This window comes from Acidiluteibacter ferrifornacis (assembly GCF_009909615.1).
GTDB lineage: Bacteria > Bacteroidota > Bacteroidia > Flavobacteriales_E > Vicingaceae > Acidiluteibacter > Acidiluteibacter ferrifornacis.
This window is the reverse complement of record NZ_WWNE01000005.1, coordinates 136,495-154,885: the sequence shown is the minus strand read 5'-3', so window position 1 is coordinate 154,885 and position 18,391 is coordinate 136,495. Positions and strand designations below refer to the sequence as shown.

Below are 18,391 nucleotides of genomic sequence, written 5' to 3'. Positions count from 1 at the left end.
AAGTTAAAGCTTAGCAAGGGTTAGATAGCGCTTTATTTAACCTATAATAATGACATATAGCTCAAAACATAAAAGTTAGATTAGTTTGTTTTGATTGTGGTAAGCCGAATTGGATTGATTTCTAATTCGGCTTTTTTTACTATTTTATATACTTAATTTTATTTTAAAACCTACCCTTCCATCAGACCTAAAGAAGTATACTACTCTAGCTATTTTTTCCGTTATCGGTTGAAATTGAAACTATGAAATACTTATTACTCATTGCCATTTCTCTATTCAATATCACAATTGCTTGTGGTCAAGCTCAACCGATATATGTGTATTCTCTTCCCAGCGGTTTATTAGACTCCTTGCCGATAGTGACATTCGACAAGAACATACTTACAGAACGGACCAATTATTTTATAGGTAAATTCGACTCCAATCAGGCTGTACTTCCTCAAGTCGCTCCTAGCAGCAATACCTATCCTAATAGTCAGTTTACCTTAAAAAAACCTGCTGCTGATGATTTTAATTTACTACATTATCCAATAAGAACGAGTGTAAAACTGTTTGCCATCAATCAGGATACACTTGCTGATTTATGCTCTGGAAGTCTAATCAGTCGAAGACATGTATTGACTGCCGCACACTGTATATCTAACTTTAACACCAACCTTCTTAGCCACGACTCTATTCTGGTATCACCTGTTTTTAACAATGGACAGCCAAATGTTAATTTTGGAGAGTCTTACGTTCGCAAAGTGTACTTTTTTAAAGATTGGAAAATAGGTGACTCTGACATAGCCTTATTAGAATTAGACGACCCAATTGGAGAAACTACGGGTTATCTAAGTTTAGGTTTTAACAGCATGGATAGCTCCCTTCTAAATGGCATTTTCTATAAATTTTCATATCCTTCCACTACTCTACTATCACTGGATTCTAACGAATATAATGGTGACACGCTTTATTATAATTATGGCGTGGTAGACTTAATCAATGGTTCCACTATAGGAATTAATGGCACAAACGGAATTCCAGGGGAAAGCGGCAGCTCGTTGATTAAAATTAGAAATGGTCAGGAATATACCACTTATGGAACGTTGAGTCTTTCGAATGGATTAAGACATTGTAGAGTTAGAAATTGGCAGTATTATGCGCTTAAAGATATCATCACTAACGACCTTACTGCCGCATCTTCACTTACAATTCAACCCACAGAATTTTTTATTTATCCCAACCCCGTTTCTCATACTTTCCGGATAAAAGGTGCTTCTACTTATACCATAGACGAATTACTACTCTATGATGAATTAGGAAGGATGATTTGGCGCGCAACGCCAACTTCTTACGACCCTGTTATAGATCTATCGACTTTCCCTCCAGGGGTCTATTATATATCCATTAGCAGCGCTTCGGCAATTAGCAGTGCTAAAATCATCAAAAAATAAAGGTCATTTATTATTAAAGCCCCGATTCATTCAATACATTTGAACTTAAAGTCCGAGATTATGAAAAATAACGAACGTGTTTTTAAAATGTCGTTTGCAAGTGTATATCCGCACTATATTGCCAAGGCAGAGAAAAAAGGCCGCACCAAAGCAGAGGTAGACGAAATAATTTATTGGTTGACTGGGTATAACGAACAAAGCTTTCTACAGCTGATAGAAAACAAAACCGACTTTCGAACTTTTTTCGAAGAAGCTCCACAACTCCACCCGAATGTTTCAAAAATAACTGGAGTTATTTGTGGTTATCGAGTGGAAGAAATTGAGGATCCTTTGATGCAAAAAATTCGGTATTTGGATAAGTTGATCGATGAATTGGCTAAAGGCAAAAAGATGGAAAAAATATTGAGGCAATAAAACCGACTGTATTTTAAAAATCAAGCTACTACCCATCTATTTATTAAAAATTAATGTATTTTTCTCTTATCTTCGGGTTTGTATAAAAAACTATTGCGAATTGAAAACTACCATTTATCCGTTTTTAAACGACAACAAACGACTAATAAACGTTTTTGTGATTGATTTTAAATCAATTAGTAGTTTTATTGAAATAAAAAATTAACATTTTAAAATATGGATATGACGCACTCTGTGCGTCATATCCACTTGTTGTAGGGCATTTAAAACAACATTGAACCAATAGAGAAATATTAAACTAAAATGGCAAACGAATTAGAGAAAGCTATAACCATAAAGGAAGCAATAGACAATATAGATTCAGGAGACTTGCTTCTTCCCTCGATTCAAAGACGGTTCGTTTGGAATACAAAACAAGTCGAATTTCTCTTTGACTCAATTATGCAGGATTATCCCATAAACACATTTATGTTTTGGTCTGTAACAGATGCGAATATTAAGAATCAGTTTCGTTTCTACGATTTTTTGAGAAAGTACATTGAGTACAAAGGGGGAAACAACGAAGAGAGAAACACTAATGGCTATAAAGACTTTAAAGCTGTAATTGATGGACAACAGCGACTGAATAGTTTGTATATAGGTCTAAAAGGCACATATGCTTACAAAAGATACGTTTACAGAAAAAAGAAGTATCAAAAAGATGAGCGAGACTATCCAAGTAGAAAATTATATCTTGATATTCTAAATCCTATTGTTGATGATGAAGAAAAGAAAGTTTATGATTTTCGCTTTCTCATCCACAATGAACACGAACAACAAAACAAAAGAAAAACTAAAGGAGTCGTAGATGAAGAAGGTAAAAGATTTGAAGTTGATTGCTTTTGGTTTGAAGTTGGAGAAATTCTGAAATTTCAGAACGAACATAGCGTAATTACTTATCTTTCAAAAAACGACCTTGATATTGGTGGTTTTCCAGGAGAGACATTATTAAAGCTTTATAAGCTGACCAATGAAAAACCAATAATCAACTTCTTCTTAGAAAAAAATCAAGACTTTGACAAAGTGCTTTATGAATTCATAAGAACGAATTCAGGCGGAACTACACTTTCTTTCGCTGACTTATTAATGTCAATTATAACAGCATCTTGGGAATCAGGGAAATCTACAAAAGGTGCACGTGAAGAAATTGACGAATTAATCAGACAAGTAGAAGACATTGGTTTTGGAATTAATCAAGATTTTGTTTTAAAAACTTGCTTGGTACTTTTCTCACCAGACATCAGATTTGCTTTAAAAAACTTTCAAGGTGAAACAATCCAAAAAATAAAATCTGAATGGGGTAAAATAACCAGAAGCATCAAATCCAGTTTTGAACTTGTAAAATCACTATCATTTAACAATCATTCTTTACGGTCAAAAAATGCGGTTATTCCAATAATCTACTATATCTACTTAAAAGACTGTTCAAACGAGATTAACAAGGATAATAAGCACGTTAGAAATAAATCAATAATTAAAAATTATCTTCATCTATCTCTTTTAAATAAGCTATTCGGTGGCAGTTCAGACGGATTCTTAAAATCAATTAAGCAAGTTATTGAGAAAAACCACGAAAGCGACTTCCCTTTAGTTCAGCTAAAGGAAAAGTTCAAAGGAACGAACCGAAGTTTTTTAATGGACGAAGAAAAGCTAGAGAATATTCTAAGAACCTCATACGACAGCTTGGACGGGTTTTATGTTTTGTCGCTTCTATTTCCAAAATTCAATTTTGAATTTAAAAATCCAAATATTGACCATTTACATCCAAGAAGTCAATTTGAAAATTCAGATTTCAGCTTTCTAGAAAAAGAAGAAGACGTTGAGTTCTATCAAAGTCATTGGAATACCGTATTGAATTTGGCTTTACTTTCAGAAGAACAGAATAAATCTAAGAACAAATCGGAATTAAAGAATTGGATAGAAAAACAAGAGAAACATAACCTTGGAATAAGAAACTCACTTTTGATACCTGAATCAATAGACCTGAAATTTGAAAACTTTAAAGAGTACATTCAGGAGAGAGAAAAGTTGTTGAAGAAAATAATACGGGAGAATACGGAACAAGAAAAAACGCCCTACAACATTGTATAAGAGCAATAGCGGGTGAAGTGGTAAAATTAAGGTCTATGCATTTTAGAAACTTTAGTGGTAGCGGACAGGTAATCGCCTTGAAATCCGCTACTGCTCTTATACTTGACCGTTAGCAAAAATTGATAAATGCAAAGAGTATATTTATTCATCTTTTTCCTAATTAGTTTTATCTCTTGCGATTTTAATAAACCCAATTGGACAGTTAGTAAGGATTTTGATCCCAAGGATGAAAATGCGGTTGTAATTATTGATAATCAGACTTGCAAAATACCTTCGACCACTGATTTATTAATGGACTCATTATTAATTGGTACGTGGAAAGATTCGGCAACTTGGCTTCATGATAACGACTGTATTTATTCTGTTAATTATTATAATAAATCAACATCCTTAGACTTAAGGGAGTCTAAAAGGTGCATACTTAAGACAAAAACTCCAAAATCAGAAAAATTTGGAGACGGAGCTTATTGGACTAAAACTATAAATGATAGTAATTTCCTTTTTATTGCCTTCAACGACAAGAATGACACCATATTCGAACATGGAGACACAATGTATATGCAGAAATACTATGTTAATTATTTTGACTCAGTTAATCTTTATTTAACTGCTTTTGAAGTAACTAATAAAAAGTATGATAAAAAAACTGCGCAACTAAAAAGAACAAAATAAATCCGACATATTTATTGGCTTTTCTGACTTCATCAATTTAGATTTTAGGCAGATAAAATCACAAGCTTTAGCTTTCCAATTTATCGCTTACATTCTGTGTAAACGGACTACCTACTCAACTCAAATACAAGACTAATTGACTTCGCCAACTTCATCAGTTTTGATTTTAATCAAATAAAATCAGCCAATTTCAGCTTTCTAATTTGGCACTTAGTTTCTGTGTAAATGGACTATTTATTTGACTCGAGTATTTTCTTGTGAGTAGTTGAATATGAGTACTATAACTTTTGCTAACATAATGTAAAATTCATTGGGGTTTAGGCGGTTAGGTTAGATTTGGTGCTGTTTGACGTCCCACAAAATCCGTCTCGGATTTACGGGACGACAAAAAAATCTTGCAAATCCCAGCCGGTTTTTGCTACTTAGTAACTTGAAAATATTATTTTTACTTAGCTCCCAACAAATCTTACAGGGGCGTTAGCAAACATTAATTAAATGGAAAAAGAAAATTCATTATCGACGGCGGTACTAGTTTTAGGAATAATTTCAGTTATTCCTGTTGTAGGATTCTTTACCGGACTAGTCGCCATAATTATGGGTATCGTTAGCATTCGGACTATAAACCAAAAAAAGCAGAAAGGAAAAAAGAAAACTATTATAGGAATATCTCTAGCAAGCTTTTTTGTTTTATTATGGTGGTTCTTACCAAATCTTATTAATTGGGATGGAATTACTCAAAGTCCTGAATATCAAAAACAACTTGAAAATGGTTCAAGAGAAAAGATGCATACAATAATTTATCATATTCGTAACTATAAAGACGAAAATGGTTTTTACCCCACTAGTCTTAATGACTTACAACTGCAAAATTCGAACTTGACAATTGATTGGTTTGGTAACGAATTCGATTACCGATTAAAAAAAGACTCCTTTATCCTAAGAAGTGCAGGTAAAGATAAAATAATAGAAACGGAAGATGATATCTACCCTGAATAAAAAACGATTTGCTAACACTCTGTATAGTACATTGTTGGTAAGGTAGTTTGGCAAGTTGAGTAGCTGTTTTTAAGCTCGCAAAATCCGCTAGCGGTTTTGAAAAAGAACAAAGAAACAAAACCGCCAAGCGGTTTTTTCTAAGTGCTAAAATGAAATTGTATCTTTATCAAAACCACAACGACACCATATATGGGCGATATCTCCGAAGCTAAGTTTGAAGAAGAGTTTGAAACTTTTTCAGAAGCATTTTTTTCAATCTACTCCAATGGCTTAATTGAAATTGAATACTTATCAAATACTGCACAATATGCTTTAACCACCCACGATGTTGGACCAATAGACCCATTTACTATTGAAAGAGTTATTTGTCGTGGTAGTGACCAAGGAACAGTTGTAAACTGTGCACAAAATTATGTTAGATTTTCTATTGAGGGATGCCCAGTAGAGATATCAGACGCAAGTGGTACTTGGGTAGCTTCAACTCAATGCTAAATTAATATACACTTGACAATCTAGATTGTCAAGTGTATATTTTATAAAAACAATTAATATGAGAGCCTTAATTCTATTGTTATTTTTAATTAAGATTGATTGTATTGCCCAAAAACCAATGAACAAAAAACTTATAGATAGTAAATTAGATTCCATTCTAGTTGAATCTAATCTACTGTATAAATATTTAAGTTCAGAAATTGAGGCAGACGCGCTAATTGATAAAGAAAAAATTCAAACTGTCAACAGGTTATCCTATCTAAGCGGAGATACATTAAGAGTAATTTACATTAATAAAGAAATAAAATGCATTTATGAAGTGGTATTTGTTGGACACTTTTCAAAACCTATCTCTCTTGACACAAGAGAACGTAGTTTAAATTTATATGAAGATAGTTTATTCAAAATTAAGGACATATTAACCTCAAATCTTATAAACGACAGTTTACCAGTTGGTTACAATTCTAAAAATATAATTATACCTGAAGATAATGGATTTAGATTATATAAAATTACGACAACTCAATTTCCAAATATCATTCCGTTCGGTAACGATTTTTTATATAGGTTTGACATAAAAGGCCGTCTTAAAGATAAAGCCATTTTTTATAACTTTAAGCCAAAGTCTTATGATTCAAAAACTTTTAAATTAATTTTAGTGTACAATAAAAATATTCCTTTTTTATTTTCAACTGACATAGTAAAGTTTAGATTATACTGTAAAGATATTGATATAAAAGAATTTACAGCATATTCACCTCGAAATAGGATATATTTTACATTCAATAAATTAACAAATAAAATCATAACACATTACTAAATAAAGCCCATAACATTAAACATATTGCATAGTGAGTCAGCAGGTTAAGAAAGTTTATTTACTGTTTGATACTCCGTAAAATTCGCTCCCGATAGCTATCGGGACGAATTTTGTAGAAAATGAAAATGCACAAAATCGCTCTGCGATTTTTACTAATTAGCCCCGAAAGCTTTCGGGGGCAAATTGTATCTTTACTTAACTCACTACGCACCATATTTGAGCGTTAGCCCTCATTTGATATAAATGACAAGAGGAAAAAGAACAGAAAAAATAGTTGCATTAATTCAGGAGTCCCTAAAAAGCTTTCCTGATGTTCAGATTTTGCCCAATTACAGGATCAAGAATAAGAGCGGACGAAAAAGAGAAATTGATGTATTGTTAATAACGGATATTAATGGCTTCGAAATTAAGATTGCTATTGAATGTAAAGATTACAAATCTTCGATACCTGTCGAAAAAATTGAAGCATTCAATTCGAAATGTGCAAGAATTGAAGGAGTTTCAAAAAAGGTTTTCGTTAGTACCAATGGTTATCAAGCTGACTCAATTGAAGCTGCCAAAGATTTTGAAATTGAATTATTTGACTTAGAAGACATTTCAACTGATGAAATCTTAAAGTGGCTTCCCGTAAAGCAATTAAAGCCAAATATCAAGATTCAATTACCGCTAAATCTTATAATTGATAAGGATGAAATACCAGAGATCCCAACTGACTCGAAAGGTAATTTAATAATTCATTTTGAAAATGGTTCTAAACCTAATTCATTAATAATATGCTTATGGAACCATATAGTTGTTATCCAACAAGACGAAATACAAGCCATTATGAGGCTAGAGTTTATGAAAGGGAAATGTAGAAATAACTCAAACCTTTCATCAATCATTCCCTGTAAATTAAATACCCCAGGTGCATTTGTTTATGATAAGTATGGTAGCAAAGTCAAATTAATTGCAGTTGAAGTGAAATTAGTTACATGGTTTGACATTATAGCACCAACCATAAGTGAAGCAAAGAAATATCATAACTCTAAAGGTATCAAAGCTAGAACACTATCGATAGACAACGGGAAAAACGGGAAAGCAGAAATTATTCAAACAAAAGATGGAATAGATTTCTTCCACACTAATAAGGGTGGTCTATCTGAGAAATTAGTTGTTTTAGGGGAGTACAATCCAAAAACAGGTAAATATCACCCGAAAAAATAACAAGAACTAACACCAACTATAGCAAATGCTACTTTTGAGAAAACCGATACTTCAACTCTATTTACTCGCCAATTCACCTGCGGCGAATTGCCTTTTAAAAAGTAAATTAGCCAATCGTCTTGGCAATTGGCTACCGATTTTGCAAACTGAAAATTGGATTAAAACCAACTTATTGAATACGTTTTAAAGGAAGATTATATTCAATTGAAGCAGATTTTGAGCAAGTTACTGAGCCTAGAACATCGCAAGCAACACACTCAATATATTCAATTGTTAACCAGTAATTTAAATTAGGCAATTTACTCTTTGATACTCCGACAAAATCGCAATTGGAAAATTCACAAGCACCAAGCCAACAGTATTTACTTTACTCCATTTTGCCTTCCCAGGTCAACTCATAAGAAAAACCGTTTTCTGTATTGATTTTCATCTCTGCATCCAATTGACTTGCTAAAGTTTCAATCAACAAGAATCCAAAAGATTCATCACTGTTAAATTTTTTGCCATCTGCTAGGCCTATTCCATCATCAGCAATGGTGAGTGCAATCTTATTGGCTACTTTTTTAAATTCAATCCGTATAGTTCCTTCCCTTCCATCAGGAAATCCATGCTTAAGCGAATTGGAAGTAATCTCATTAATAATCAATCCACAGGGTAAGGAGTCGTCTAAGGACAACTTAATGGGTTCAACATCCATTACCAACCTCACCTTTCTTTCGTCCGTGCCATAAGTTTGCACCAGCATAGGCATCAATTCTTCGATATAGCTACTAAAAAGGGCTTCCTTGTAATCTTTTTTTCGATAAAGGCTCTCATGAATCAATGACATGGAAGCAATTCTACCTCTACAATCTAAAATTATCTTCTTTAACAACTCATCTACAATATATTGACTCTGCAAGCCTAGCATACTACTAATCACTTGTAAATTGTTTTTCACTCGATGATGAATTTCGCTTAATAGCGACTCTTTAACTTTTAATTCTTCTGAAATTCGCTTTCGCTTAATAGAGAGGTTTTTATTTAGTTTTCTGTTTTTTATTAGATAATAGATCGAAAAGAATAATAATACAAGTGTAATAGCGGCGATAATCAAAGTTAACTTCAACTGATTTCGAGTCTTCTTCTCTTCTTCTGCATAAATTTTCGCACGTTCTTCAGCAAATTGTTGTTTCAACTGTGCTTCTTCTGCCTCAAGTTGATACTTTATGGCATCGCTTTGAAGTGCATTCGGATTAAAATTAAGACTATCTTTTAGCTGCACATATTGCTCAAGATGGTCGAAACTTAAAATAGAATGGTTTAACTTTTTATGGATTTTATACAATGAAAAATTTGCTTCTTCCAACAATTCAATCAGTCCATTCTTCACTGCCAAATCATACCCTTTTTGAGCACTTTCTAAAGCTTCTTGCAATTGCCTTTTGACCAAAAACACCTTTGCATCATTTAAATAAGACTCGCAAAGTCCTATTTCATAAGATGATTTTAGGAACTCTTCTTTAGCTAACTCACTATAGTAAAAACAACTATCATACTTTTGAAGTTCAAAATAGGCTGTTACTAAATAATTATAAGTCGCACCTGCATCAATTGCATAATTCTCCTTTTTCAAAAACTCCAGGGCTTCAAATTGCTTATTCATCCCCTTTCGAAATTCCTTTTGTTTTATTTCAACTAAGCCAATATTTGAAAATGCCTCATAATAGCCGTAATCGTATTTTGCATTTTTAAACAACATACTGGCTAGTTCGTAATATTTTTTGGCATCTCTGTAATTGGTTAGGTAATAAAAAGTATTGCCCAGCTGCAAGTAAGAAATAGCCATTTTTTGCTGATCGCCAGCAGCTTTATTCAATTCTAAAGCTTTAAAGGAAGATATGAGGGATTCTTCATAATTACCTAAATCGTATTCTATTCTTGCTTTTCGAATGCAAATGACTCCTAATTCTGCTTTATTATCGAGTTGTTCAAAATACTTGTAAGCTAGATCCAATTGATAATTGGTAGAATCTCTATTTCCTAAATAGTAATACAGAGAAGAAAGCATTTTATGAAAAGTAGCCATGGAAAGCGTATCTCCATTATTTTCAGCAATTGAAATCGCATCTAATAATACAGAAATCCCCCTTCTGTATTCATAGTTTCTTTGATAGAACTCCGTCCTTTTCGTTATGATTTTCCTGAAGTTTTCTCCTATCAGGTTTTTCAATTGAATTTTTTCGAAGGCTGTCGAATAATATTCATACTTCTCTTGATTCTTACCAAAATAATGATGGATTGAATCCAATAAATTTTGAGCCTTTTCAAATTCAGAGAGTCTATTATTTACCTCATTAGGAAAAACATCGGCACAAAAAAAAGACAGCACTATTAATAGAACTTTGGGGGAGTAGTTTGTAATCATTAGGAAAACTTGATATCGACGAAAATAGTGAATCTTTTCAAATTTTCACTTCAAATTTGATAACTGTCTATAAATTGATGAGCTTTCTAATTTACTTCCATAACTTTTATTCTCATGATTTCAGTAAAAATTCTACCCTGCCTTACTTTTCATAACAAATTAAACAAAGAAAGCAGGAGGATGAAATGAGTTCACACTCCTGCTATTGGTTAAACTATGTTTGTCAAGTTTCAAAGCCTAAGAATTCCAATAAATTTGATGAACAATAGTAGGAAATACTTAAATTAATTAGGTCAAAGTAATGTTAATTACCTCTTGGTCCCCGGGCTTTGAAGTGTTGAATTGAATATCTGTGGAAGCATTCTCAACTGACCAATTATTCATTCTTTCGTACAATTGAAAAGTACCTAAAGGTATATACTTACCAGTTTGTACATCCAATTTAGCTAAAACAAAGTCCAGATAACTTTCAGTATCGGAACATCCACCAAAAAAACTAGCACTTGCTTCAATATACTGTCGAGGGTAAGTATTGTTTGGAGCAAGTAATTCTTCATTCCAAGTTCCACTTGCATTCATACATTTTGAACCAGTTGTTTCAATTCTAATTAAATCGTTTGTCTTGTTAGTTATATTTACAAATCCACCGTATCCCATGATAGTAAAATTTATGTTTTCTTACTCTATTTAAAATAGGCTTTTCAGAATCCGCCTTACTAACCAAAACCAAATTGTAGCTACTCAATCGAAAGGGTTGATTTTAATTACGGTGTAAAGTTGGTGTAAAAACAAGGCCAAAGCTAGGGTACTTTTACGTGATTTATTAAAACAGGTATTACCACCATGTAAGAGGCAACTTTCGTTGAATAATATCACACGTGATTTTGGTCAAGTCAACATCTTTACTATATTTAACCTCAAAACTCTTATCATCATTTTTAATTTACTAAACTAATCTTACCACTATGGAACACACATTAGATGCATACAAATTCTCCATTAACTATTGGAATCAATGCCGGACCTCAGCTGATACGGTTACCGCACTCATAGCTGATGGTCATTACTTTCATATCACCAGAGATATGTATGACTTTTGGATCAACATAAACCCTGAGTATATTCATGCCTACGTTGGAGTGGATGCAGTGCCTTATTCTAAAATTGGTTTTATTTTAATCGATTCTACCAATGATAGTAACCCAGATACTGTAACTATAGAAAATATATTTTATGCTCCATATCGGTATGGTTTCGATTCTATGCAAACCATTCCCACATTTGCTGCAAATGGAGTTCCCAATATGAATGTTGGTATTCTTGCTGGATTGGAACGTTCATTTAGATGGAATTTAAACCGTAAAAACTGGATTGAAACTAAAATTGCAGAAGGGGCTAGTGAAACCTCGGGAATCTTTCAAGCCATCCACATCCCTATGTCCGATTTAAATTCAATCTTCGGAGAAGGAGATGCTCAAACAGCTGTTGTTGTATTTGGCCTCAAAGAAGATAATACCGTTGAACTACTAGTTTGGAGCGAAGATTTTAATGTTCAAGAAGATGTCGAAGATGTTGCCCGACCTATCCCTCCATTTGGAAATATAGATAATTATAACCTTCTAAAAATAGCTTTGGGTGTTTAGTATATGCTTCGGGAGTTAATGATTAAACTTTCTTGGATTTCTCCTTTTGTTTTATTTATTGGAATTTTAGGCATTTTCTTTAGGTGGAAAACATTCGGACTATTCGAATGGACGATTTCATTTTTTCTATTGATTTTCTGTATTATAGATTTCTGTTCTCGATATATTTTGGAGTGGTTCAATCTAGAGAGTAATTTATTATTACTTTCAATTTATACAGTAATTGAATATCTATTTTTATCGATTCTATATACCAAGTTTTTTCCAACTAAAGGTGAGAGGAAACTTCAGCTTATAGCTATTTCAGGAGGAATACTTATTTTGATTACCTTCTTTTCGAAACTAGCTCCACTAAATGTGCTGATGTTTCAACTCTACGATGGTTTGATTGCCAACCTTTTTAGTTTAATTTTTGGTCTGTTCTTCATTTATAAAATTTTAGCCGATGGGATGGAGTCTAACAAGCAACAACGATTATTGAATAGCATCATTATTATGTATTCAGGAATACAACTATTTATGGCACTCACCATCAACTTTATGGTCAATATGGATGTGGAGTTGGTCTTTTTCTTTTGGCTAATTCGCTTGATTGCGTTATCAATATTCTATCTAAAACTAGCTCAAATTATATGGCAAACTGGCAAGAAGGTAGTACAATAGCAATATGGCTAGCGGTGGGATTTTTTCTTCTAATCCTCATTATTGGTGCACTCCTTTTTTTTACTCAAATATACATCAAACGAAAAATAAAAGATGCCAACACATTGGCTAATGCAAAATTAGAACATCAAAAGACACTATTAATCAACAGTATAGAAACTCAAGAAAAAGAACGCTCAAGAGTTGCAGCCGACATCCATGATGGATTGCTATTTGAACTTAGTTTGCTTTCGATGCTCCTCAGCCAACCTAATAAAGGGGAAGAAGCAAGGAAATTATTGGACAGTTGTACTAAATTGGCCAGACAAATTTCACATGACCTTACTCCCCCTCTTATTGAAAGCTGTCATTTAAATGAAATCTTGCACGGATACCTCGATCAAATCTCAACCCATCAAACAACTCTTTACCAATCAGGGATAACAGAAATTAACTTTAACACACCCTTTAAATTAAGTTTAGTACGGATTGTTCAAGAAATATTAAATAATACGATCAAACATGCTGAAGCTAAACACATTCATCTATCCATAAGGACCTCCGAAAATTATATAGCGTTGTTATATAAAGACGACGGAAAGGGATTTGCTCCTGAAGACCTTTCTGAAGGACTAGGTCAACGAAACATGGGTATGCGCATCGATTTATTAAATGGTCGTTTTAAACTAAAATCAAGTCCTGGCAAAGGCGTACAATACACAATTTTGATCCCAACAATTAACCAGCATGAAACAAATTAAACTAGGTATTATAGACGATGAAAGTCTTATCTTAAACTTATTAGAAGATTTTTTTAATGGACAAGACGACATTGAAGTGTTAGTTACCAGTACTTCAGGAAGTGCACTTCTTAACGAATTGGAACAATCTAACACAATTCCTGATGTCTTTCTAGTAGATTTTAAAATGAATGACCTCACCGGAACCGAATTAACAGAAGCATTAAAACTTAAATATCCTGATGTGCGCGTAATATTAATCAGTTCTTATTATAAAAAATCACTGATTGGCTATATGTTACGAAATAATATTGATGCCTTTTTACCTAAGGGAATTGAACCGAATGAGCTCGCACGAATCATCAGAATTGTTGATAGACGAGGTCATTTCTTTACCAACGAACAAATTGAAGTAATGCGCACTCAAATCTCGAATAAGGTTCCTGCTCCTAAGTTTGACGACGAAATTCTCTCAGCTAGAGAAAAAGAAATTTTAATTGCCATTTGCGAGCAGTTAACCTCGAAAGAGACTGCCGAAAAGTTGTTCATTACCACAAGAACAGTAGAAGGACATCGGAATAGTTTATTGCAAAAAACTGGAGCAAAAAATAGTGCTGGACTAGTAATCTATGCCATTAAAAACAACCTTTACGACCCCAATGATTTAATCATGTAGACGTCATTTATTGCAACTTTATTCAATTGGTTTTACAACTTTCCCATTTACATTTGGTGGTATCAAGTCCAATACGGCTTCGCAAATAATCTCTTTCAAACCTCTAGCCAATTGCTTTTTTACAAAGTACTTATGGGTTAACAACCCTACAGATCGCAATGGTACAGGACGTTCAAATTCGACTAATTTCATTTTCTCTTCTTCGGAAAAATCCAGTGTGGACAGATAGGGTAAGATGGTTATTCCACTGCTCGCTTTGGTGAAACGCAATAAACTTCCCATAGAACCAGACTCAAACTTAAAATTAACTTCATTCTTTGGGTTCTGACTAGATAATTCACAGATTTGATGAACTTGCGCTCGCATGCAATGACCTTCTTCCAAAAGCCATAGTTTCGAATAATCGAGATTGTCGATACTTATTTTCGCAATTTTTTTTTCTGTTGTACAGTCATAAACCAAAAAAGGCTCCGTATATAACTCTTGCTCTTCAAGATCATTATCTTCTAGTGGTATGGCCAAAATACCAATATCTAATGTTCTAATTTTTAATGCATGCTGAATTTGTGAAGTGGTCATTTCTTTAACCACGATTTGAATTTTAGGAAATCGATTTGAAAATTGGGTCAAAAATAAGGGCAGTAAGTAGGGAGCAATAGTAGGAATAATTCCAATTTTTAACTCTCCTATCATCTCCCCTTTCAATTCTTGTACAACATTCTTTAAAGAATCTATTTCGTTTAATACAATTCTAAGTCGTTCTATAATTACCTCTCCTTCTGAGGTTACAGAAACTGGCTTTGTTTTGCGATTAAAAATTTTCACCCCTATTTCAGCCTCAAATCGACCTATCATAGTACTCAAAGTAGATTGAGTAATAAAACATCGCTCTGCTGCTGCTTCGAAATTCTTCAAATCAACCACTGCTAATACATACTGAAATTGCTGAATATTCATAGCCAGCGAAAGTAGTAATTATTGACAACATCAATAATTAAGTTGACAATATAGTTTTTATAAACAATATTAATGATGCATATTTGCAACGTTAACAATCCATTAATAAGATGAAAAGAAATTTACTAATTGGGATAAGCATACTATTGTTTGCTTCCTGCAGCAGCACAACAAATGAAGAAGGAATGGAAGCTGAAGGCGGCTGTCCATTTGGCTTTGATAAGAAAAAGTCCACAGGACAAGTCATTAAAGGAGAAGGTACCACCAACAAAGACTGGTGGCCCAATCAACTTGACCTAACGGTTCTTCGTCAACACAGTGAATTATCCGACCCTATGGGTGAAGCCTTTCATTATGAAGACGAATTTAACAGCTTAGATTACGAAGCTCTAAAAAAAGACATTGCAGCGGTTATGACGGATTCCAAAGAATGGTGGCCAGCTGATTTTGGAAACTATGGGCCATTTTTCATTAGAATGGCTTGGCACAGTGCAGGTACTTACCGAACAGGAGACGGAAGAGGAGGCTCAAGAGAAGGACAACAGCGATTTGCCCCTTTAAATAGTTGGCCCGACAATGCCAATCTAGATAAAGCCAGAAGGTTACTATGGCCAATTAAGCAAAAGTATGGTCGAAAAATATCTTGGGCAGATTTAATGATACTAACAGGTAATGTTGCACTTGAGACCATGGGTTTTCAAACCATTGGTTTTGCAGGAGGACGTGAAGATGTATGGGAACCTGCCAATAATGTTTACTGGGGATCAGAAAGTAAGTGGCTAGATGATAATCGCTACTCCAAAGACCGAGAATTGGAAGAACCTCTTGCAGCAGTGCAAATGGGACTCATTTACGTGAATCCAGAAGGTCCCAATGGAAACCCTGACCCAGTTGCAGCTGCAATTGATATTAGAGAAACCTTCGGTAGAATGGGGATGAATGATGAAGAAACTGTTGCCTTAATCGCAGGTGGCCACACATTAGGAAAAACACATGGTGCAGCAAGTGGAGATCATCTAGGAGCGTCACCAGAAGGTGCAGAAATCGAAGAACAAGGATTAGGTTGGAAAAGTGATTACGCTAGTGGAAAAGGTAAAGACGCCATTACCTCAGGTCTAGAAGTTATTTGGACTGAAACACCTGCACAATGGAGTCAAGGATTTTTTGAAAGTCTATTCGAAAATGAATGGGAATTGACAAAAAGCCCTGCCGGTGCTCACCAATGGGTAGCTAAAAACCCGAAGAAAATGTATCCAGATGCATTTGACAAAGATAAAAAGCACAAGCCCACTATGCTCACCACTGATTTATCTTTGAGAGAAGATTCTATTTATGAAAAAATTTCCAGACGTTTTTATAATAACCCTGAAGAGTTTGAAGCAGCATTTGCTAAGGCGTGGTTTAAATTGACGCATCGTGATATGGGTCCCAAAACTACTTACCTAGGACCTGAGATTCCAAAAGAAGATTTCATCTGGCAAGATCCTATTCCTGCACTAGACCATGAATTAATTAAAGAAGCAGATATTAAACTTTTAAAATCTCAAATATTAAATTCAGGATTAAGCAATAGTGAGTTAATAACCACTGCTTGGGCTTCTGCTTCAACCTATAGACAGTCAGATAGAAGAGGTGGAGCAAATGGAGCAAGAATAAGACTAGAGCCTCAAATAAATTGGGAGTGCAACAACCCTGAACAACTGAAGAAAGTACTTAAAGTTTACGAAGAGATTCAAGCGAACTTCAACTCTAAGTCAGGCAATAAAAAAGTATCTATGGCTGACTTGATTGTTTTAGGTGGATCGGCAGCAATAGAGGAAGCTGCCAAAAAAGCAGGTTTCCCAATGGATGTTCCATTTACTCCAGGAAGAATGGATGCAACACAAGCCCAAACAGATATTGAGGGCATGGCATTCCTTGAACCTATGGCTGATGGATTTAGAAATTACCAAAAGAAAGAATATACCTTTACTACTGAAGAGTTATTGGTAGATAAAGCTCAACTGCTAAACTTAACTGCTCCAGAAATGACTGTTCTTCTTGGTGGAATGAGAGTTTTAGATGCTAACTATGACCATTCAGAAAAAGGAATTTTCACCACTAATAAAGGTGCGCTTACCAATGACTTCTTTATTAATTTATTGGACATGAATACCACATGGAAAGCTACTTCTGATTCGAAATTAGAATTTGAAGGAAGAGATAGAAATACGAATCAAGTTAAATGGATGGCAACACGAGCGGATTTAATTTTCGGATCCAATTCTGAATTAAGAGCTATTGCAGAAGTCTATGCGAGTAATGATGCTAAGGAAAAATTTGTAAAAGACTTTGTTAGGACTTGGACCAAGGTGATGAATCTTGATCGTTTTGATATAAAATAAAGTGGATTTATTATCAATTGCATTTGCGCAGTTCAGCGATAGGTCTGAACTGCGCTTTTTATTAAAAAACAACATTTGAGGGTTGCTCATCAGTCGTCTATCGATTGTCATTGCTGTATAAAAAGGATATATTTGAACTTCGTTTAACGATCTTTCTAAAAAGATTACTTGCACAAGTTACTGTTAAAAAAGATTACTCTAAGATTATGGCTCAATAGCGTTCCAAAGCAATTAATTATCCATTTCAAAAATAGAACTCAGGCAACAATTGAAAATTAACCCCACCACTCCAACACTACTTACCACGATTCAAGAAAAGGTCTACTCCCCCTCTTTTCTAAAGATTACCAATTTAGAAATTAAGCAAGAAGGCCAAGAGTATCAGGCTTGCAATTTTCAACTTAACGACTATTCTATTATTTGCAGAACTGCTAAAGTAACCCCTAAAAAGGCAGGTCAGTTTGTGACTTTTTGGAAACGAGATGCTGAAGGTATTACCACACCATTTGACGAAAATGATGCTTTTGATTTTTATGTTATCAATGTAATTGCCTCCATTGAAATGGGGCAATTTGTATTTCCTAAGGCGTTACTGATTGAAAAAGGCATTATATCAACTTCAGAAAAGGAAGGCAAACGAGGATTTCGAGTCTACCCTTCTTGGGACAAAGTGAGCAGTAAACAAGCCATAAAAACTCAAAAATGGCAACTGAATTATTTTATAGTTATTGACCCGAAGTTGGATTTAAAAACAGTAAAAGAACGTTATCGCATCTAAA

Annotated in this window: 17 protein-coding genes; 14 read left to right on the top strand and 3 right to left on the bottom strand. The window is 34.0% G+C overall.

What is annotated here, in order from left to right; translation table 11 throughout:
- Positions 1 to 242 precede the first annotated feature (242 nt).
- The 8 genes from GQN54_RS05005 (at position 243) to GQN54_RS04970 (ending at position 8,163) form a co-directional block, all read left to right on the top strand.
- Entirely contained in the window at positions 243 to 1,433 is a 1,191-nt protein-coding gene (locus GQN54_RS05005; RefSeq protein ID WP_160632419.1) for a trypsin-like serine protease, read from the top strand.
- Between the two features lie 60 nt (positions 1,434 to 1,493).
- Positions 1,494 to 1,847 carry a DUF2200 domain-containing protein gene (locus GQN54_RS05000; protein WP_160632418.1) on the top strand — a complete coding sequence of 118 codons (354 nt, stop codon included), beginning with the start codon at positions 1,494 to 1,496 and terminating at the stop codon, positions 1,845 to 1,847.
- Positions 1,848 to 2,150: 303 nt separating this feature from the next.
- Positions 2,151 to 3,977, top strand: a complete 1,827-nt coding sequence (locus GQN54_RS04995; protein WP_160632417.1) for a DUF262 domain-containing protein — start codon at positions 2,151 to 2,153, stop codon at positions 3,975 to 3,977.
- A gap of 126 nt (positions 3,978 to 4,103) precedes the next feature.
- Positions 4,104 to 4,649, top strand: a complete 546-nt coding sequence (locus GQN54_RS04990) for a hypothetical protein (protein ID WP_160632416.1) — start codon at positions 4,104 to 4,106, stop codon at positions 4,647 to 4,649.
- A gap of 495 nt (positions 4,650 to 5,144) precedes the next feature.
- A complete protein-coding gene (locus GQN54_RS04985) occupies positions 5,145 to 5,645 on the top strand; it encodes a DUF4190 domain-containing protein (protein WP_160632415.1) in 501 nt (166 codons plus the stop codon).
- Positions 5,646 to 5,834: 189 nt separating this feature from the next.
- Positions 5,835 to 6,137 (top strand): hypothetical protein, encoded by a 303-nt coding sequence (locus GQN54_RS04980; RefSeq protein WP_160632414.1) that lies wholly within the window; start codon positions 5,835 to 5,837, stop codon positions 6,135 to 6,137.
- A gap of 58 nt (positions 6,138 to 6,195) precedes the next feature.
- Entirely contained in the window at positions 6,196 to 6,957 is a 762-nt protein-coding gene (locus tag GQN54_RS04975; protein WP_160632413.1) for a hypothetical protein, read from the top strand.
- A 243-nt stretch (positions 6,958 to 7,200) separates the two neighbouring features.
- Positions 7,201 to 8,163 carry a restriction endonuclease gene (locus GQN54_RS04970; RefSeq protein WP_160632412.1) on the top strand — a complete coding sequence of 321 codons (963 nt, stop codon included), beginning with the start codon at positions 7,201 to 7,203 and terminating at the stop codon, positions 8,161 to 8,163.
- Positions 8,164 to 8,530: 367 nt separating this feature from the next.
- On the opposite strand, the gene GQN54_RS04965 is transcribed toward GQN54_RS04970, so the two are convergent.
- The gene (locus GQN54_RS04965; protein WP_160632411.1) at positions 8,531 to 10,570 is read right to left on the bottom strand and encodes a tetratricopeptide repeat-containing sensor histidine kinase; all 2,040 of its coding nucleotides are present in this window, start codon (positions 10,568 to 10,570) and stop codon (positions 8,531 to 8,533) included.
- A 288-nt stretch (positions 10,571 to 10,858) separates the two neighbouring features.
- Entirely contained in the window at positions 10,859 to 11,227 is a 369-nt protein-coding gene (locus GQN54_RS04960; RefSeq protein ID WP_160632410.1) for a hypothetical protein, read from the bottom strand.
- A gap of 308 nt (positions 11,228 to 11,535) precedes the next feature.
- On the opposite strand from GQN54_RS04960, the gene GQN54_RS04955 reads away from it, so the two are divergent.
- From GQN54_RS04955 to GQN54_RS04940, 4 genes are read left to right on the top strand one after another with little or no spacing between them, the layout of a single operon-like run.
- Entirely contained in the window at positions 11,536 to 12,213 is a 678-nt protein-coding gene (locus tag GQN54_RS04955) for a hypothetical protein (protein WP_160632409.1), read from the top strand.
- An 18-nt stretch (positions 12,214 to 12,231) separates the two neighbouring features.
- The gene (locus tag GQN54_RS04950) at positions 12,232 to 12,876 is read left to right on the top strand and encodes a hypothetical protein (protein WP_160632408.1); all 645 of its coding nucleotides are present in this window, start codon (positions 12,232 to 12,234) and stop codon (positions 12,874 to 12,876) included.
- Positions 12,846 to 13,616: a sensor histidine kinase gene (locus tag GQN54_RS04945; protein WP_160632407.1), complete on the top strand. Its 771-nt coding sequence runs from the start codon at positions 12,846 to 12,848 to the stop codon at positions 13,614 to 13,616. The genes GQN54_RS04950 and GQN54_RS04945 overlap by 31 nt, the downstream gene beginning before the upstream one ends.
- Positions 13,603 to 14,271 carry a response regulator transcription factor gene (locus GQN54_RS04940; protein ID WP_160632406.1) on the top strand — a complete coding sequence of 223 codons (669 nt, stop codon included), beginning with the start codon at positions 13,603 to 13,605 and terminating at the stop codon, positions 14,269 to 14,271. The genes GQN54_RS04945 and GQN54_RS04940 overlap by 14 nt, the downstream gene beginning before the upstream one ends.
- 18 nt (positions 14,272 to 14,289) lie before the next feature.
- Here GQN54_RS04940 and GQN54_RS04935 read toward each other — a convergent pair whose 3' ends face one another.
- Positions 14,290 to 15,228: a hydrogen peroxide-inducible genes activator gene (locus tag GQN54_RS04935; RefSeq protein WP_160632405.1), complete on the bottom strand. Its 939-nt coding sequence runs from the start codon at positions 15,226 to 15,228 to the stop codon at positions 14,290 to 14,292.
- A 110-nt stretch (positions 15,229 to 15,338) separates the two neighbouring features.
- Between GQN54_RS04935 and katG the strand changes: the two genes are divergently transcribed.
- Both katG and GQN54_RS04925 read left to right on the top strand, forming a co-directional pair.
- Positions 15,339 to 17,612 (top strand): catalase/peroxidase HPI, encoded by a 2,274-nt coding sequence (gene katG / locus GQN54_RS04930; protein WP_160632404.1) that lies wholly within the window; start codon positions 15,339 to 15,341, stop codon positions 17,610 to 17,612.
- A 268-nt stretch (positions 17,613 to 17,880) separates the two neighbouring features.
- Positions 17,881 to 18,390, top strand: coding sequence for a MepB family protein (locus tag GQN54_RS04925; protein ID WP_207554825.1), 510 nt, complete (start codon positions 17,881 to 17,883; stop codon positions 18,388 to 18,390).
- The last annotated feature ends 1 nt before the right edge of the window (position 18,391 follow it).

Coding starts and splice junctions, on each gene's coding strand:
- GQN54_RS04990 (WP_160632416.1), top strand. CDS start 4,104: ATGCAAAGAGTATATTTATTCATCTTTTTCCTAATTAGTTTTATCTCT.
- GQN54_RS04970 (WP_160632412.1), top strand. CDS start 7,201: ATGACAAGAGGAAAAAGAACAGAAAAAATAGTTGCATTAATTCAGGAG.
- GQN54_RS05000 (WP_160632418.1), top strand. CDS start 1,494: ATGAAAAATAACGAACGTGTTTTTAAAATGTCGTTTGCAAGTGTATAT.
- katG (WP_160632404.1), top strand. CDS start 15,339: ATGAAAAGAAATTTACTAATTGGGATAAGCATACTATTGTTTGCTTCC.
- GQN54_RS04995 (WP_160632417.1), top strand. CDS start 2,151: ATGGCAAACGAATTAGAGAAAGCTATAACCATAAAGGAAGCAATAGAC.
- GQN54_RS04965 (WP_160632411.1), bottom strand. CDS start 10,570: ATGATTACAAACTACTCCCCCAAAGTTCTATTAATAGTGCTGTCTTTT.
- GQN54_RS04975 (WP_160632413.1), top strand. CDS start 6,196: ATGAGAGCCTTAATTCTATTGTTATTTTTAATTAAGATTGATTGTATT.
- GQN54_RS04955 (WP_160632409.1), top strand. CDS start 11,536: ATGGAACACACATTAGATGCATACAAATTCTCCATTAACTATTGGAAT.
- GQN54_RS04950 (WP_160632408.1), top strand. CDS start 12,232: ATGATTAAACTTTCTTGGATTTCTCCTTTTGTTTTATTTATTGGAATT.
- GQN54_RS04935 (WP_160632405.1), bottom strand. CDS start 15,228: ATGAATATTCAGCAATTTCAGTATGTATTAGCAGTGGTTGATTTGAAG.
- GQN54_RS05005 (WP_160632419.1), top strand. CDS start 243: ATGAAATACTTATTACTCATTGCCATTTCTCTATTCAATATCACAATT.
- GQN54_RS04960 (WP_160632410.1), bottom strand. CDS start 11,227: ATGGGATACGGTGGATTTGTAAATATAACTAACAAGACAAACGATTTA.
- GQN54_RS04985 (WP_160632415.1), top strand. CDS start 5,145: ATGGAAAAAGAAAATTCATTATCGACGGCGGTACTAGTTTTAGGAATA.
- GQN54_RS04945 (WP_160632407.1), top strand. CDS start 12,846: ATGGCAAACTGGCAAGAAGGTAGTACAATAGCAATATGGCTAGCGGTG.
- GQN54_RS04980 (WP_160632414.1), top strand. CDS start 5,835: ATGGGCGATATCTCCGAAGCTAAGTTTGAAGAAGAGTTTGAAACTTTT.
- GQN54_RS04940 (WP_160632406.1), top strand. CDS start 13,603: ATGAAACAAATTAAACTAGGTATTATAGACGATGAAAGTCTTATCTTA.